Annotated in this window: 11 protein-coding genes; 5 read left to right on the top strand and 6 right to left on the bottom strand. The window is 71.1% G+C overall.

All coding sequences use genetic code 11. The features are described 5' to 3' along the window. The first annotated feature begins 130 nt into the window (after nucleotides 1–130). On the top strand, nucleotides 131–514 hold the full coding sequence (locus tag ACQEU1_RS18305) for a globin (RefSeq protein ID WP_382445420.1): 384 nt from the start codon (nucleotides 131–133) through the stop codon (nucleotides 512–514). Nucleotides 515–571: 57 nt separating this feature from the next. Beyond that, entirely contained in the window at nucleotides 572–2,164 is a 1,593-nt protein-coding gene (locus tag ACQEU1_RS18310) for a glycoside hydrolase family 13 protein (RefSeq protein ID WP_433202761.1), read from the top strand. A gap of 19 nt (nucleotides 2,165–2,183) precedes the next feature. Here ACQEU1_RS18310 and ACQEU1_RS18315 read toward each other — a convergent pair whose 3' ends face one another. Further along, a complete protein-coding gene (locus ACQEU1_RS18315) occupies nucleotides 2,184–2,321 on the bottom strand; it encodes a hypothetical protein (protein ID WP_433202764.1) in 138 nt (45 codons plus the stop codon). A 68-nt stretch (nucleotides 2,322–2,389) separates the two neighbouring features. On the opposite strand from ACQEU1_RS18315, the gene ACQEU1_RS18320 reads away from it, so the two are divergent. Continuing rightward, on the top strand, nucleotides 2,390–2,815 hold the full coding sequence (locus tag ACQEU1_RS18320) for an ImmA/IrrE family metallo-endopeptidase (RefSeq protein ID WP_433202767.1): 426 nt from the start codon (nucleotides 2,390–2,392) through the stop codon (nucleotides 2,813–2,815). 2 nt (nucleotides 2,816–2,817) lie between these two features. Beyond that, the gene (locus ACQEU1_RS18325) at nucleotides 2,818–3,945 is read left to right on the top strand and encodes an MAB_1171c family putative transporter (protein ID WP_433202770.1); all 1,128 of its coding nucleotides are present in this window, start codon (nucleotides 2,818–2,820) and stop codon (nucleotides 3,943–3,945) included. Here ACQEU1_RS18325 and ACQEU1_RS18330 read toward each other — a convergent pair. Together ACQEU1_RS18330 and ACQEU1_RS18335 are read right to left on the bottom strand one after the other, a co-directional pair. Further along, a complete protein-coding gene (locus ACQEU1_RS18330; protein WP_433211567.1) occupies nucleotides 3,894–4,520 on the bottom strand; it encodes a hypothetical protein in 627 nt (208 codons plus the stop codon). The two genes, ACQEU1_RS18325 and ACQEU1_RS18330, sit on opposite strands and share 52 nt — an antisense overlap. After that, entirely contained in the window at nucleotides 4,513–4,944 is a 432-nt protein-coding gene (locus ACQEU1_RS18335) for an acyl-CoA thioesterase (protein ID WP_433202773.1), read from the bottom strand. The genes ACQEU1_RS18330 and ACQEU1_RS18335 overlap by 8 nt, the downstream gene beginning before the upstream one ends. 85 nt (nucleotides 4,945–5,029) lie before the next feature. On the opposite strand from ACQEU1_RS18335, the gene ACQEU1_RS18340 reads away from it, so the two are divergent. Then, nucleotides 5,030–5,527 carry a DUF2975 domain-containing protein gene (locus ACQEU1_RS18340; RefSeq protein ID WP_433202776.1) on the top strand — a complete coding sequence of 166 codons (498 nt, stop codon included), beginning with the start codon at nucleotides 5,030–5,032 and terminating at the stop codon, nucleotides 5,525–5,527. 52 nt (nucleotides 5,528–5,579) lie between these two features. On the opposite strand, the gene ACQEU1_RS18345 is transcribed toward ACQEU1_RS18340, so the two are convergent. The 3 genes from ACQEU1_RS18345 to ettA form a co-directional block, all read right to left on the bottom strand. After that, the gene (locus tag ACQEU1_RS18345) at nucleotides 5,580–10,523 is read right to left on the bottom strand and encodes an NAD-glutamate dehydrogenase (RefSeq protein WP_433202779.1); all 4,944 of its coding nucleotides are present in this window, start codon (nucleotides 10,521–10,523) and stop codon (nucleotides 5,580–5,582) included. 388 nt (nucleotides 10,524–10,911) lie between these two features. Then, complete coding sequence (locus ACQEU1_RS18350; protein WP_433202782.1) at nucleotides 10,912–14,640, bottom strand: hypothetical protein; 3,729 nt, start codon at nucleotides 14,638–14,640, stop codon at nucleotides 10,912–10,914. Nucleotides 14,641–14,658: 18 nt separating this feature from the next. After that, nucleotides 14,659–16,335, bottom strand: a complete 1,677-nt coding sequence (gene ettA, locus ACQEU1_RS18355; RefSeq protein ID WP_382445412.1) for an energy-dependent translational throttle protein EttA — start codon at nucleotides 16,333–16,335, stop codon at nucleotides 14,659–14,661. Nucleotides 16,336–16,397 lie beyond the last annotated feature (62 nt).

The following is a 16,397-nucleotide window of genomic DNA, read 5'->3' on the forward strand; positions in this document are numbered from 1 at the left end:
CACAGCGAGTGAGTTAGAACACCCATTCGAGACGGTGATCATCCGGCGTACTGCCAGTTCACACGCCTATGGCAGAGCCAACACCCGGGGCGGCCTGCGCGCGGCGGCCCCGGTGAGTCAGGATGGACGGGTGGGAAACCCCGTGAGCTTCTTCGAACAGGTCGGTGGCGAGGAGACGTTCCACCGCATCGTCGCGCGCTTCTACAAAGAGGTGAAGTCCGACGAGATCCTCCTCCCCCTGTACCCCGAAGAGGACCTCGGACCTGCGGAGGAGCGGCTGCGGCTGTTCCTCATGCAGTACTGGGGCGGCCCCCACACCTACTCGGACAACCGGGGCCACCCGAGGCTGCGGATGCGCCACGTGCCGTTCAAGATCGGCCCGATCGAACGGGACGCCTGGCTGCGCTGCATGAGGATCGCCGTCGACGAGGCCGGACTGGACGAGGCTCACCGCAAGCAGCTCTGGGACTACATGGAGATGGCCGCGAACAGCTTGATGAACAGCTTTTCGTGACTCCCCATCACCCGATCGGGTCCTTTAGCAGCGAGACGAATGGCAGGATGACCCCCCGTGCGACGATCCTCCGACCTCAGCCCTGAGATCGCCGAAGAGGCCGCCTGGTGGCGTGACGCCGTCTTCTACCAGGTCTACGTGCGTTCCTTCGCCGACTCCAACGGCGACGGTGTCGGCGACCTCGACGGCATCCGGTCCCGCCTGGGCTACCTGGAGCTGCTCGGGGTCGACGCCCTCTGGCTCACCCCGTTCTACCGCTCACCGATGGCCGACCACGGCTACGACGTCGCCGACCCGCGCGACGTCGACCCGATGTTCGGCGACCTGGCGGCGTTCGACCGGCTGGTGGCGGACGCGCACGAGCACAACATCCGCGTGACGGTCGACCTGGTCCCGAACCACACCAGCGACCTGCACGAGTGGTTCCAGGAGGCCCTGCACGCGGGCCCGGGAAGCATGGAACGCGCGCGCTACATCTTCCGCGACGGCCGCGGCTTCGACGGCTCGCAGCCGCCGAACAACTGGGTGTCGGTCTTCGGCGGCCCCGCCTGGACGCGCGTCCAGGACGGCCAGTGGTACCTGCACCTGTTCGCGCCGGAGCAGCCCGACCTCAACTGGGAGCACCCCGAGGTCCGCGCCGACCTGGAGCAGACGCTCCGGTTCTGGCTCGACCGCGGCGTCGACGGCTTCCGCATCGACGTGGCGCACGGCATGGCCAAGCCGGAGGGCCTGCCGGACATGCACATCCAGACCCAGGCGCCGGGCGTGCTGTCCGACGACGCGCACGACCCGCGGTTCGACAACGACGGCGTGCACGAGATCCACCGCATGATCCGCAAGGTCATGGACGGCTACCCCGGCACCATGGCCGTCGGCGAGATCTGGGTGAAGGACGACGAGCGGTTCGCCGCCTACGTCCGCCCCGACGAGCTGCACCTCGGCTTCAACTTCCGGCTGGTCGAGGCCGGCTTCGACGCCGACGCGGTCCGCACGGCGATCGAGCACTCGCTGGCCGCGGTCGCCCCCAGCGGCACGCCCCCGACGTGGACGCTCTCCAACCACGACGTGGTGCGGCACGTGACCCGCTACGGCGGCGGCACGGCGGGCGAGCAGCGGGCCCGCGCGATGACGCTGGTCGAGCTGGCACTGCCGGGCGTCATCTACCTCTACAACGGCGAAGAGCTCGGCCTGCCGAACGTGGAGCTGCCCGACTGGGCGTTGCAGGACCCGACCTGGGAGCGTTCCGGCCACACCGAACGCGGCCGCGACGGCTGCCGCGTGCCGATCCCGTGGGAGGGCACCAGCCCGCCGTTCGGCTTCTCGACGGCCGTGAACACCTGGCTGCCGCAGCCGAACGAGTGGGACCACCTCACCGCGGAGGCGCAGCTGGAGGACCCGGGCTCGATGCTCTCGCTGTACCGCGAGGCGCTGGAGCACCGGAAGTCCCACGCGTCGTTCGCCGGCACCGAGCTCGAGTGGTACGGCGCCCCCGCGGGCTGCTTCGCGTTCCGCCGCAAGGGTGGCGGGCTGATCTGCGCGCTGAACACGTCCGGCGCGTCCGTGCCGCTGCCGCCCGGTCAGGTGCTGCTGTCGTCCGGTCCGATGGACGGCGACCAGCTGCCGCCCGACACGGCCGTCTGGCTCGTCTGAGGCTGAGCGCTGGGGGCCCTCACGCCCCCAGCTCCTCCTCCACGGCCGGCAGCGCGCCGAACACCAGCACGAGCGCGGCCACCTGGGCGATCGCGAGCGCCAGCACCCCAGGAAGATCGGCGCGTGCGCCAGCCGAACGCCGACAGCGCCCGCGCATCGATCAGCGAAGTGGTCCAACGGCCGGCGGTAGGCTTCGCCCATGGGGTGTGTGCTGGTAGGTCTGAGGTGAGGCTCGCCAGGAAGCTGCGCCTGCCCCAGCCGTTCGACGTGCACGCCCTGTGCGCACGGGTCGCCGCCGATCGCGGCAGGCCGATCACGCTGATCCCGTTGCCGATGGCGTCGCTCGGGCCGTGCGGGCTGTGGCTCGCCGGCGACCGCGAAGACGTCGTCTGCTACGAGCAGCACACGTCCGCGCTGCACCAGGAGCACATCATCCTGCACGAACTCGGCCACATCCTGCACGGCCACGAGGGCTCCGAGACGATGTCCGCGCTGTTCCCCGACCTGAGCGGGGAGACCGTGCGGACCATGTTGGCGCGCCAGCACGAGACGTTCGGCGAGCGCGCGGAGCGGGAGGCCGAGGACTTCGCGTTCGCGGTGCTCGCGCGGGCCAGCAGGGCGCAGGGACTGCGCGGAAGCCTGGAGGGCTGACCGTGGCACCCGCCGTCGTGGCCCATCTCGTGCTGTGCGCGGTGATCGCCGTCGGTGCGGTCAACCGCCTGTTCGCGTGGCGGCGCAACCCGTCCGACCGGGCGGCCCGCGCGGTGTTCTTCGCGTTGGCGTGCTTCGAGGTCTCGACGTTGCTCGGGCTCGCCGCGGTCTACTGGCCGATCTACCGCGCGTTCGGGGAGGTTCCCGGCTTCCCCCAGGTGATCCAGCACCTGACCGGCATGGGCGCGGCGTACTTCTCGCTGGCGTTCGTGCTCGCCGTCGTCAGCCCCGAGGTGGCGCTGACGTCCCGCATCCGGTTGCTCGGCGGCGCCGTGGTGCTGACGCTCGTCTGCTACCTGCTGGGACCGTTCCGGCTGGGACTGGTGTCATTGCCCGAACGCGGCAGCCCGGACTCCGGCGTCTTCGCCTACGTGCTGGCGTGGCAGCTGTACTGCGTGGTCGCGACCGTGGACACGGTGCGGCACGTCTGGACGCACAAGTCCCGCGAGCGCGGCGTCATGCGGGCGAGCCTGACGTTGCTGGGCATCGGATCCGCGCTGACGCTCGCGCACTCGGTGCACAAGATCGGGTACGCGGCCGCCGTCTGGCTCGGCACGCCTCCCCCGTGGCCGGAGCACGGGCTCGCCGGCATCCAGATCTTCCTGGTCGTCCCGGCAGGGGTGTGCACGCTCGCCGGGCTGCTGCTGCCCTCGGCGGCCGCGGGAGCACGCAGGCGCCGGCTGCACCGGCAGCTGGCGCCTCTCGCCACCGCGCTCGACGTGCCGGACCGGGGCGGCTTCGGCTCCCGCACCCGGTTGCTGAACCGGGTGATCGGCATTCGCGACGCGATGCTCGGCCCGGTGCGCCCCAGGCTCGACGCCGCCGTGCACGACGCGGCGCTGGCGCACTTCCTCGGCGTGGGGCTGGCGGAACCCGACGCCCGCGCGTACGCCGAGGCCGCGTCCGTCGACGCGGCCCTGCGCGGTGGTCGCGGAGGCGAACCGCCCTCGTTCTTCGCACCGTCTCCCGAGGACGAGGCGGACTGGCTCGCCAGGGTGAGCGCCGCCTACGCCGACCTTCAGACGAGCAGCGGCAGCATGGAGTGGCGGCGGCGCACGACCGCGCCGTAACGGGCGTCGATGCGCACCCACGAGTCGGTCGCGGTCACCCGGACCTCGCCCTCCTCGCCGAGGAAACCCATGCCGGACAACGCGAACAGCACCCGCAGCGGGATCTTCACGTCGAGGCCGGAGCCGCTGACGGTCAGCACCGTCTGGTCCAGCAACGACGCGGGCGGCGTGCCCTGCGGCCCGGTGTTCTCCCGCGCCACCTCGACGCCGTCGTCGGCGATCTTCGCGACGACCTCGACGGGCAGCCGGTCGACCACGAGCCAGCCCTCGACGGGCGGCAGGGCCGAGCGCCACATCAGGTCCTTGGCGGGGCCGGGGTCGATGCGTTCGTCGCGCATGACCGCGAGGCCGGTCAGCAGCTCCGAGCCGGACACCGTGACGTCCGCCGGATTCGCCTGTCCCGCAACGGTTCGCGTCGCGAGGGCGTCGAACGGCGTGGCGACCCACGCGTCGACCTGCTCCTCGTTGCGGTTGCGCAGCCGGACGACGGACTGACCGTCGAGCCGCACCGCCCGCGCGGCGAACGCGCCGAGGTCGTCTCTCTCGGCCGCGTCGGCCAACACCAGCTCAGGCACCATTTCCCCCTGCCCGCCACCCGGCGAGAAAGTCGCGCTCGGCCTCGGTCAGCCGGCGCGGTCGTGCTGTCGTCACGTTGTAGGGCGCCAGGAGCGTCTCCGCCTTGACCGCCACCGGACTGGTCGCGTCCCGGCCGGTGCGCACCACGTAGTCGAGGGTCAGCGACGCGGCCTTCAGCTCCCGCACGGACATCTCGACCAGCACCTGCTCGCCGGTGAACACGATCGGCGCGAGGTACTCGACCACGAGCTTCGCCACGACCATGCCCTCGGCCAGCTCCTTGACGCCGTGCCGGGCGGCCTCGGTGAACAGCAGCTCGATGCGGGCCTCTTCGAGCAACGTCACCGTGTTCGCGTGGTTGACGTGGCCGAACGCATCCATGTCCGACCATCGCGGCCGCACACCAGTGACGAAGACACCCATGCAGGGACCCTACCGTTCGCGAACCTTCACAGGACCTCCACACCAGGCGATTGAAAGTCGATAGGCAGCTCTCGATACTCGATCTATGTCTCGCGCAGTCGTGTACTTCCTGCAGGCCCTGCTCGCCTTCGCATTCCTCGCGGGGCTGTTCGCGCAGGTCGCGGTCATCCCGGCGACCGCGGCGAACGAGGTCGAGAACTTCCCGCCGTACGAGTCGGTGAGAGTGCCGCTCGTGGTGCTGGCGATCATCTTCGTGGCGTGCCTCCAGCTCCTCGCGGTGGCGCTGGGCGTGATGCTGCACCGGGCAGGCCAGGGCACCGTGTTCGAGTCGGGTGCGCTCACGTGGACCAACGTCGCGATCGGCGCCATCGCCGCGGGCGCCGTGGTGCTCGCCGGGCTGTTCGGCTACGTGACGTTCACCGACATCCCCTCTCCCGCCGACGGCATGGAGGTGCTGGGGCTCTGGATGGGATCCGGGGCCGGCACGGTCGCCGCGATCGGGGTCGCGCTGCTCGTCGTGGTCGGGCGGAAGTGGCTGGGCCAGGCGATCGCCCAGCGCGCCGAACTGGAACAGGTCGTCTGAAACGAAAACCGGGGTGCCGCAAGACACCCCGGTTCCGTTCTGCCGTTCTTCGCTACCTGACCATGCTCCGCACCTGGCGCGCGGCCACGGACAGGGTCGCCAGGTCGAGCTGGTGCACCCGGTTGATCTCCTCCAGCGCACCGCGCGACCGGGCCAGGCGGGAGGCGTTGGCCTGCTCCCACTTGGTGATCTTCTCGGTCGCCGTGTCGTCCTCGTCGCTCGCGCGCAGGACGTCGAGGGAGATGGCCCGCAGCGACGAGTAGAAGTCGTCGCGCAGCGCCAGGCGGGCCAGCGCGTGCCAGCGGTTGCCGCGCTCCAGGCTCGTCACCGAGTCCAGCATGTGGTCGATGTCGAGGTGGTCGGAGAGCGCGAAGTACAGCTCCGCCGACTCGCGGTGCGACCGCTCAGGGCCCATGCCACCGGCAGGGCCGATCTCGCGTTCGGCGAGCTCGGCGATCTCGGTGACGTCCAGCAGGCCGTACATGTAGAGCAGCGCCGCGACCTTGCGGGCGAGCTCGGCCGGGACGCCCTGTTCGACGTAGCGGTCGGCCTTGTTCGCCACCACGTCGAGCTCCTTGCCCTTCAACAGGTCGAAGGCGAAGGGGCTGAGCTCCTCGACCACGCTGCGGAAGCGGTTGATCGTCGAGCCCACGGCGAGCGGCTGCGGCCGGTTCGACAGCAGCCAGCGAGAAGCGCGGTCGAGCAGGCGGCGGGTCTCCAGGACCATGCTGTCCTGGACGTCCGTCGGCACCGCGGTGTCCAGCGCCTCGATCTCGCGCCAGATCTGCGGCAGGTCGAAGACCTGGGTGACGACGGCATACGCGCGCACCGCGTCCGTCGCCGACGCGCTCATCTCCTCGGCCAGGCGGAAGGCGAACGAGATGCCGCCGCCGTCCACGACCTCGTTGACGACGACCGTGGTGATGATCTGGCGCGCCAGCGGGTGGTTCGGGATCGCGCCGCCGAAGCGTTCGCGCAGCAGGCTCGGGAAGTAGTCCGGGAGCTTGCGGGTGAACGTGTCGATCGTCGGGATGTCGCTCGCGAGCAGCTCTTCCTTCAGCGTGAGCTTGGTGAACGCGAGCAGCGTGCACAGCTCCGGTGAGGTGAGGCCCTCGCCCGCCTTCTCCAGAGCCTTGAACTCCGCCGCGCTCGGCATCGCCTCGAGCTTGCGGTTGAGCGCGCCGCGAGCTTCGAGGTCGGCCGTGAGCCGCGCGTGCACCGACAGCATCGGCGCCGCGTGCGCCCGGCTGACGCCGAGGACGTTGTTCTGCGCGTAGTTGTCCGCCAGCACGAGGTCGTTGACCTCGTCGGTCATCTCCGCGAGCACCTCGTTGCGCTGCGACTGCTCCAGCGAGCCCTCCCGGACCAGGTGGTCCAGCAGGATCTTGATGTTGACCTCGTGGTCGGAGCAGTCGACGCCGGCGGAGTTGTCGAGGGCGTCGGTGTTGACCTTGCCGCCCTTGCGCGCGAACTCGATGCGGCCGCGCTGGGTGAGACCCAGGTTGCCGCCCTCGCCGATGACCTTGACGCGCAGCTCGCTGCCGTCGACGCGGATCGAGTCGTTCGCCTTGTCGCCGACGTCCGCGTGCGACTCGGCCGACGACTTGACGTACGTGCCGATGCCGCCGTTCCAGAGCAGGTCGACCGGCGACAGCAGGATCGCCTTCTTGAGCTCCGGCGGGGACAGCTTCGTGACGCCCTCGTCGAGGCCCAGCGCGACGCGGGCCTGCTCGGAGATCGGGATCGACTTGGCCGTGAGCGGGAAGATGCCGCCGCCCTCGCTGATCAGCGAGCGGTCGTAGTCGTCCCACGACGAGCGCGGGACGTTGAACAGGCGCACGCGCTCGGCGAAGGAGCTCGCCGCGACCGGGTCCGGGTCGATGAAGATGTGCCGGTGGTCGAACGCGGCCACGAGCCGGATGTGCTCGGACAGCATCATGCCGTTGCCGAACACGTCACCGGACATGTCGCCGATGCCGACGACGGTGAACTCCTCGGTCTGCGTGTCCACGCCGAGCTCGCGGAACGAGCGCTTCACGCTCTCCCACGCGCCCTTGGCCGTGATGCCCATGGCCTTGTGGTCGTAGCCGATCGAGCCACCGGACGCGAACGCGTCACCCAGCCAGAAGCCGTAGCTCTGGCTCACGCCGTTCGCGATGTCGGAGAACGTCGCGGTGCCCTTGTCCGCCGCGACGACCAGGTACGTGTCGTCGGCGTCGTAGCGCACGACCTGCGACGCGGGCACGACCTCGTTGTTGATCAGGTTGTCGGTGAGGTCGAGCAGGCCGGAGATGAACATCTTGTAGCAGGCGATGCCCTCGCCCATGAAGTTCTCGCGGTCGATGCCGGGGTCGCCGGTGGGGGCGATCGGGCGCTTGACGACGAAGCCGCCCTTCGCGCCGACCGGCACGATCACGGCGTTCTTCACGGCCTGCGCCTTGACCAGGCCGAGCACCTCCGTGCGGAAGTCCTCGCGGCGGTCGGACCAGCGCAGACCACCGCGCGCGACGCTGCCGAAGCGCAGGTGCACGCCCTCGACCCGCGGCGAGTACACGAAGATCTCGAACTTCGGGCGCGGCTGCGGCAGGTCCGGGATGGCCTGCGGGTCGAGCTTGACCGACAGGTACGGCCGGGCGTTGCCGTCCGCGTCGCGGAAGAAGTAGTTCGTCCGCAGCGTCGCGTTGATCAGGGTGAGCAGGCTGCGCAGGATGCGGTCCGCGTCGAGGCTCGTCACGTCGTCGATCAGCTTGCCGATCTCGGTGACCATCACCTCCGTGTGCGCCGCACGCGTCGTGTCGTCGAGAGCCGGGTTGAACCGCGCCTCGAACAACGCGACCAGCGCGATGGCCACGGACGTGTGGCCGAGCACCGCGTCCTCGATGTAGTCCTGCGAGTACGGCGTGCCCGCCTGGCGCAGGTACTTCGCGTACGCGCGCAGCATCGCGGCCTGCTGCCAGGTCAGCCCGGCCTGCAGCACCAGCGAGTTGAACCTGTCGACCTCGGCCTCGCCCCGCCAGACCGCGGCGAACGCGTCCTGGAAGCGCACCCGGACGTTCTCCAGGTCGGCCTCGGACAGCTGGGCGAGCGCGGCCTTGTCGATGCGCAGGCCGAAGTCGTAGATCCAGCACTGCACGCCGTCTTCGCGGGCGATCTCGTACGGCCGCTCGTCGACGACGATGACGCCCATGCGCTGCAACATCGGCAGCACGTCGGACAGCGTGATGCCCTCGCCGGTCACGAAGAGCTTGAAGCGCCGCTCGCCCGGTTCGGCGTCCTCCGGCACGTAGAAGACCATGTCGAGGCCGCCCTCGACGAGCGCCTCGATGCGGCGGTAGTCCTCCAGGCCCGTGGCGGCCGGGAAGTCCTCCTTGTAGGCCTCGGGGAAGACCGTGGAGAACCGCTGGCCCTGCTCGGTGGCCGACTCGGCACCGAGGTCGCCCTCGTCGCCGACGACGGCCTCGATCATGCGGTCGTCCCAGCTGCGGACGGCCTCGGCCAGCTTGGCCTGGATCGCCGCGACGTCCGGCTCCAGCGTGCGCGCCGGGTCCGTGTGCACCATGAAGTGCACGCGGGCCAGCGCGGACTCGCCGATGCGCGCGCTGTACTCGAGGTTGAGACCGCCGAGCTCGGCGAGCAGCACCTCCTGCATCGCGAGGCGGCTCGTCGTCGTGTAGCGGTCGCGCGGCAGGTACACCAGGCACGAGAAGAACCGGCCGAACGGGTCGCGGCGCAGGAACAGCCGCAGCCGGCGGCGTTCCGCGAGCGCGATGACGCCCGTGGTCGTCTGGTAGAGCGTCTCCGCGTCGACCGAGAACAGCTCGGTGCGCGGGTAGTTCTGGATCACTTCCAGCATCCGCTGGCCCGAGTAGGACTGCAGCGGGAAGCCGGCGCGGTGGATGACCTCGCGCACGCGGCGTTCGACGACGGGGATGTCGAGGACGTTCTCGTGCAGCGCCGTGGTGCTGAAGATGCCCAGGAAGCGGTGCTCGCCGGTGACGTTGCCCTCGCCGTCGAACGTCTTCACGCCGACGTAGTAGGGGTAGACGCTGCGGTGCACGCTGCTCTGCGCGCTCGCCTGCGTGAGCACCAGCAGGTCGGGGCTGAGCGCCTGCGCGCCGTTGTCCGGCCCCGCGGTGAGGCTGCGCGCGGCGAGGCTGTCCTGCCGGAGCACGCCGAGGCCACTCGCGAGCACGGCCCGCAGCGCCGGTTCGCCGTCCTCCTGCACCAGCTCGTACTGCCGGTAGCCCATGAACGTGAAGTGCCCGTCCGCGAGCCACTTGAGCAGGTTCGAGCCGTCCGTGGTGTCCGCGGACGAGTCCTTGCCCAGCTCCTCTGCGAGCTGCAGCGCCGTCGTGACCATGCGGTCGGTGTCCTCGACGACCTCGCGGACGTCGGTCAGCACCGTCAGCAGCCGGGTCTCGAGCTCGCGGGCACGATCGGGGTCGGTGATGAGGTCGACCTCGATGTTCATCCACGACTCGGCCAGCGCGTCCGCGGGCGGGTCGGCCGGGTCGGCGGTCGGCAGCACCTCGGTGCGCTCGCCGGTGACCGGGTCCCGCCGCACCACGACGATCGGGTGCACGACGCGCTGCACCTGCACGCCACCGCGCGTCAGCTCGGAAGCGACCGAGTCGACGAGGTAGGGCATGTCGTCGGTGACCACCTGGACCACGGTGACAGGGCACTGCCAGCCGTCGGTCCCGCGCGTCGGGTTGAGAATGCGCACCGCGGCGCGTCCGGGAACGCGGCTCTCGGCGAGCTGGTAGTTCGACCGCACCGCACCGACCAGGTCCACCGGGTCGTCGTCGTTGACTTCCTCGGCGGGCACGTGGCGGTAGAACAGGCGGATCAGGTCTGCGAGTTCGGGGGCATTGGCGGCGGCCCGTTCGATCAATTCGTCACGGACCTGCTCAGGACTGGCCGTTGGACTTCCACCACCCGCGGCGGGGGCCGCGGAGACGTCGTCGGTTCGGGTCGGGGCTCCAGTCGAGGTCATCTTCAGGCGACTCCACGCTATCCGGCACCTCTGTGTGCCGGGTCCGGCCCCACCATAGATGGAGTGGCGGCCGTCACCGGCAACGGGAGGGGCACTGACGGACCACTGAATCGTGGGCTGAATCGAGTCACTTCATCAGTGGGGACAAGGCCTTCCGCATTCGTGGACGCACCCGCGCCCCGGCGTCTCCCGCCGGCCCGCGCGCGAGCCCGTCCACAGCATTCATCCGATCATGGGCCCAGCGGCGTCGTGACCACCGCCGAACCGGCAACGATCACCGGCCCGCCCACTGCCCGCCACCACCCGGCCGCCGTTTCTTGGCCGGCAAGGCCCCTGCTCCTGGCCACCGGCCGGGTTGGGCAAGGCTTGAGGTGTGGCGCTGACCACCTCACCCGTTGGGCAACGTCCATCCGGGCGGCCCATCCGGTCGGACCCGGCGAATCGGACCGGTCGTCTCACTGTCCACCGGCACCCCGACGGGCACGATCGGCCCCGTCTTCTCCGACTCCGACACCACCGCGGCCGCCGGCATCGCGATGCCAGGAACCTCCTGCTGCGCCACGAACGCCGCCCCCGGCCGGAACAACCCCTCCGAACCGGGCACCGCGCCCAGGTCCGGCAGCGGCTCCGCCCCGCCCGGCGCGACGTCCGCGGCCGCGACGGGCTCGGTGACCGCCGCGGGGTCGACACCGGCCCAGTCCGGGGAGGCCAGGTCAGGGACGTCGAACTGCTCCTCGTCGGAACGCCGCCCCGTCTCGTACGCGACCAGCGCCTCGGCGAGGAGGTCGGCCAGACTCATCTCGCTGGGCCTGCGCCGGCTGCTGGGCCGCCCCGCCCCGTCCTCGGTCTCGGACGCGGTCGCCTCGCCGCCCGCGGTGGGCGCCGGGTCCCTGGTGGCGAAGAAGTCGTACGACGGGTCCGCGCCGGCCTCGCCGACAGGCCCGAAGCCGGTCTCGGTGGGAGCGTCGGCACCGAAGGCGGCAGGCTCCCCCGACGGCTCGGAGGCCCCGGGCAGGCCGCTGTAGCCGAAGTCCTCGCCGAAGCCGGACTTCTCACCGGAACCGGTGCCCTTGCCGGAGCCGGTGTCGAACCCCGCCTCCGCGCCGTAGCCGTAGCTGGTGGCGGAACCGGACTCCGCACCCTGGCTCACGCCAGGACCCGGCTCCGTGCCGAAGGCCGAGTCCCCCGGCCGGCTTTCGCCGCCGCCGAAGACCGACTCGGCGTAACCGGGCTGGGTGCCGAAGGCCGTTTGCGTGCCGAAGGCAGACTGGGTGCCGAACGACTGCGTGCCGAAGCTGGTCTGGGTGCCGAAGGTCGGCTGCTGGATCTCCACCGGGGTGGTCGGGGCCTGCGGGACGTCGTCGTCCTCCACGTCCGCCGAGCTCAGGAACGTCGTCGACAGCAGGTCCGGTTCCTGCGGCGCCGGGATCTCGGACGGCGCCGGGACCGCCGGCACCTCGTCCGGCAGCGGCGGCAGCGGCTTCTCGGCCGGGTCCGGGGTTTCCGCGGGCGGGTCCGGCGGGGTGGGCACCGAGGCGGCCGCGGCCTTGGGGGTGCTGAAGTCGAGGCTGCTGAAGTCCAGGTCAGGGAGCTTGCGCTCGTCCGGGTCCTGGGCGGCGCTGGGGAAGCCCCCTGCCGGCGTGTGCAGCGGGTAGGCCGGGTCGTCGTCGAGGTGCGGGCCGAAGTCCGGGGCAGCCGGAGGACGGCCGAACGCCGCCGACAGGTTCGAGCGGGCCGAGGTGTCCGCCGTGTTGTGGTCGGTGAAGAAGCTCGGGCGAGGCGGGGCGCCCGCGTCGGCGAAGTAGTCCTTCGGCTCGTCCTGGCCGGCGCCCGACGGGGGTTCCACCCGCCACGACGGGGTCTCTGACCGCTGGTCGGCCTCCTGCGCCCGGCGCCGGCGGCCGCCCGCGCGCAGGCCCTGGGCCTTGAGCATGTCCAGGACGCTTTCCTGCTGCTGTCCCGCGGCGTCCTCGCGGGCCGCGGAATCCTTGGCCGCCTCGCGTTCGCCGGCCAGGCGGGCCACCTCCTGGTGTGCCGCCTCCTGGCGGGCCACGTCGCGCCGGACCGCCTCCTGGCGCGCGGCCTCGCGGCGGGACTCCTCCTGGCGGGTGTTCTCCTGGCGGATCGCTTCCTGCCGCGCCAGTTCCTGCCGCAACGCGTCCTCGCGGGCGGCTTCCTGCCGCGCGGCCTCCTGACGGGCCGCCTCCTTGCGCGCGGCTTCCTGTCGCGCCGCTTCCTGACGGGCCGCCTCTTCGCGGGCGGCTTCCTGCCTGGCCGCTTCCTCGCGGGCGGCCTCCTGCCTGGCGGCCTCCTGGCGGGCGGCTTCCTCGCGGGCAGCCTGCCGACGGGCTTCCTCCGCGCGGACCGCTTCCTGCAGGGCGGCCTCCTGCCGGGCGGCTTCCTCGGCGGCCTGGGCTTCGCGTTCCGCCTGGGCGCGCTGTTCGGCGCGGGCCTGGCGCTCTTCCTCGATCTGGCGGCGGGCCTCGCGTTGCAGCTCCATCAGCTGCTGCTCGACCTTGCGCTTGCGCTCCTGCTCCACGGTCAGCTGAGGCTGGGGCTGCTCCGGGGCGGGCTGCTCGGGATCGGCCGGCACCGCCGGGATCTCGGCGATGGTGGTCGGGCGGTCATCGATCTCGCCCGCCGCCACTCGGGCGGCCCGGCGGCGGCCGCTCACCATGGCGCCTGCCGAAGCGATCAGGCCCGAGGCAGGGACGGTGCGGTCGGAGGGAGTCGGGGAAGGAGTAGACGGCAGGGGGGCGGGTGGCTGTTCCACTGATTCCGGCATCTTGTCATCGGGGTCGCCGAACGGCTGGACCATGCGCCACCGGTCGGCGGCGTGCTGGCGGGCCGCGGACAAACCTTCCACGGTCATGTCTTCGGCAGCGCGCCGGACGCGCTGAACCTTCAGCCCATCGCCCTTGCGGACCTGGACCGGGCGCCACTGCCGGAGTTGTTGCTTCAGTGCGGCGGACAGCACGCCGTCGGTGACCACCTGCATGCCCTCGACCGGGCGGAGCAGGCTCGCCAGCTGCTGGTGCAGATCCGCCGGCTGGCGGTGGACGCCGGAGAACTCCGCGGCGAGGCGGGCGCGCACCGCGTAGACGGCGCGGGCGCGGCGGCGTTCGGCGGCGTGGGCGGAACGCAGGTTCGTGAGCGCGTCGGCCAGTTCACCGGACACCTCGTGCACGTGGGCCAGCGCGAGCAGGCTCTCCGCGAGCAGGGTGTCGAGCTGGTGGCGTTCGGCGCTCGCCGCGGCCTCCCGCAGCATTTCGCGGGCCAGTGCGACCCGGCCCGCCGGCAGGTGCACGCGGGTGGCGAGCGCGAGGCGCAGCCAGCCCGTGTCGGACGCCGACGGCGCGCGCACCGGACGGTCCAGCACCGGGCCACCGACGTCGGCCGCGTCGAGCAGGCGGTTCGCGTCCATCAGCGAGAGCGCCAGCTCCAGCGTGAGCCGGGCGACGCCCTGACCGCTGTCCGCGGCCAGATCGGAGAACCTGCTCAGCAGGTCGAGGCCTTCTCGCGCGGCGCCGATCGCGGCGGCGAGGTCGCCCCACCTGCGGTGCTGCGCCGCCTGCACCGCGCGGATCAGGCCGCGCAGCAGCAGCCGCGCGTCCTCGTCGAGTGTCGTGTCGGCGACGTAGAGCTGGTCCGCCTCGGCGAGGGCCAGCGCGGCCTCGTCGCCGCGGCCGACCGTCACCAGGCACTCGCTGGCCTGCACCAGCGCCGACGCCCGCAGTTCCGCGGGCACGTCCGGCGCTTCCAGCACCGGCGCGACCGCGGCGAACCCCGTCAGCGGGGCTCCCACGGACCGGGCGCACTCCGCGAGCTCGACCCGCAGCAGCCACCCGGTCTCGTGCTCACCGGCCTTCTCGGCCGCCTTCAGGGCGTCGATCGCCCGGTCGGCGACGCGGACGCCGCGGCCGACGCGGTTGCCCGCGAAGACCACCAGCGACTCCGCCCGCAGGCGGTCGGCCTCGTCGCGGCGGGTCGAGGCGAGCGCGACCGCCCGCTCGCCCAGCACCAGAGCGAGCTCCGGTGCGCGCCAACGCAGCATCCAGGCGGGCACGACCAGCGTGCTCACCTCGACGTTCGCCTGCGTCTCGCCCCTCGCCGCCACGACGTCGCCGTTGCCCTCTCAGTCCCGTGTCAACTTGCGGTAAGTGACGCGGTGCGGCCTCGCGGCGTCGGCACCCAGGCGCTCGAGCTTGTTCTTCTCGTAGCCCTCGAAGTTGCCCTCGAACCAGTACCACTTCGACGGGTCCTCGTCGGTGCCCTCCCACGCGAGGATGTGCGTGGCGACGCGGTCGAGGAACCACCGGTCGTGGGAGATGACCACGGCGCAGCCGGGGAACTGCTCGAGAGCGTTCTCCAGCGAGCCGAGGGTCTCGACGTCCAGGTCGTTCGTCGGCTCGTCCAGCAGGATCAGGTTGCCGCCGAGCTTGAGCGTGAGCGCGAGGTTCAGGCGGTTGCGCTCACCACCGGACAGCACGCCCGCGGGCTTCTGCTGGTCCGGGCCCTTGAAGCCGAACGCGCTGACGTACGCGCGCGACGGCATCTCGACGTTGCCGACGTGGATGTAGTCGAGCCCTCCGGACACGACCTCCCACACGTTCTTCTTCGGGTCGATGCCGCCGCGGTTCTGGTCGACGTAGGACAGCAGGACCGTCTCGCCGACCTTGACGTTGCCGGCGTCGGGCTGCTCGAGACCGACGATGGTCTTGAACAGCGTCGTCTTGCCGACGCCGTTCGGGCCGATGACGCCGACGATGCCGTTGCGCGGCAACGTGAACGACAGGCCGTCGATCAGGACCCGGTCGCCGAAGCCCTTCTTCAGCTTGTCGGCCTCGACCACGACGCTGCCCAGACGCGGGCCCGGCGGGATCTGGATCTCCTCGAAGTCGAGCTTGCGGGTCTTCTCCGCCTCGGCCGCCATCTCCTCGTAGCGGTCGAGTCGCGCCTTGGACTTGGCCTGGCGGGCCTTGGCGCCGGAGCGCACCCACTCCAGCTCGTCCTTGAGGCGCTTCTGCAGCTTCTGGTCCTTCTTGCCCTGGACCGCGAGACGCTCGGCCTTCTTCTCCAGGTAGGTGGAGTAGTTGCCCTCGTACGGGTGGGTCCGGCCGCGGTCGATCTCGAGGATCCACTCGGCCAGGTTGTCCAGGAAGTACCGGTCGTGGGTCACGGCGAGCACGGCGCCGGTGTACTGCGCGAGGTGCTGCTCCAGCCACAGGACGCTCTCCGCGTCCAGGTGGTTGGTGGGCTCGTCGAGCAGCAGCAGGTCGGGCTTGCTCAGCAGCAGCTTGCACAGCGCGACACGGCGGCGCTCACCACCGGAGAGCTTGGTGACGTCGGCGTCCGGCGGCGGGCAGCGCAGGGCGTCCATCGCCTGCTCCAGCTGGGAGTCGAGGTCCCACGCGTCGGCGTGGTCGAGCTCCTCCTGGAGCTTGCCCATCTCCTCCATCAGCTCGTCGGAGTAGTCGGTCGCCATCAGCTCGGCGATCTCGTTGAAGCGGTCCAGCTTCACCTTGATCTCGCCCAGGCCCTCCTGGACGTTGCCGAGGACGGTCTTCTCCTCGTTGAGCGGCGGTTCCTGCTGCAGGATGCCCACGGTGTAGCCGGGCGACAGGTACGCCTCGCCGTTGTTCGGCGTGTCCAACCCCGCCATGATCTTGAGCACGCTCGACTTGCCGGCGCCGTTGGGACCGACCACACCGATCTTCGCGCCGGGGTAGAACATGATCGTGACGTCATCGAGGATGACCTTGTCACCGTGCGCCTTGCGCACCTTTTTCATGGTGTAGATGAACTCGGCCATGGCGGCGATCGTAGAGCGGTGCCCAGAGGCTCCTGACCTCGGTCGCCGACAAGCAGCCGTCC

Origin of the sequence: Lentzea sp. CA-135723, assembly GCF_050936595.1 — a bacterium.
GTDB lineage: Bacteria > Actinomycetota > Actinomycetes > Mycobacteriales > Pseudonocardiaceae > Lentzea.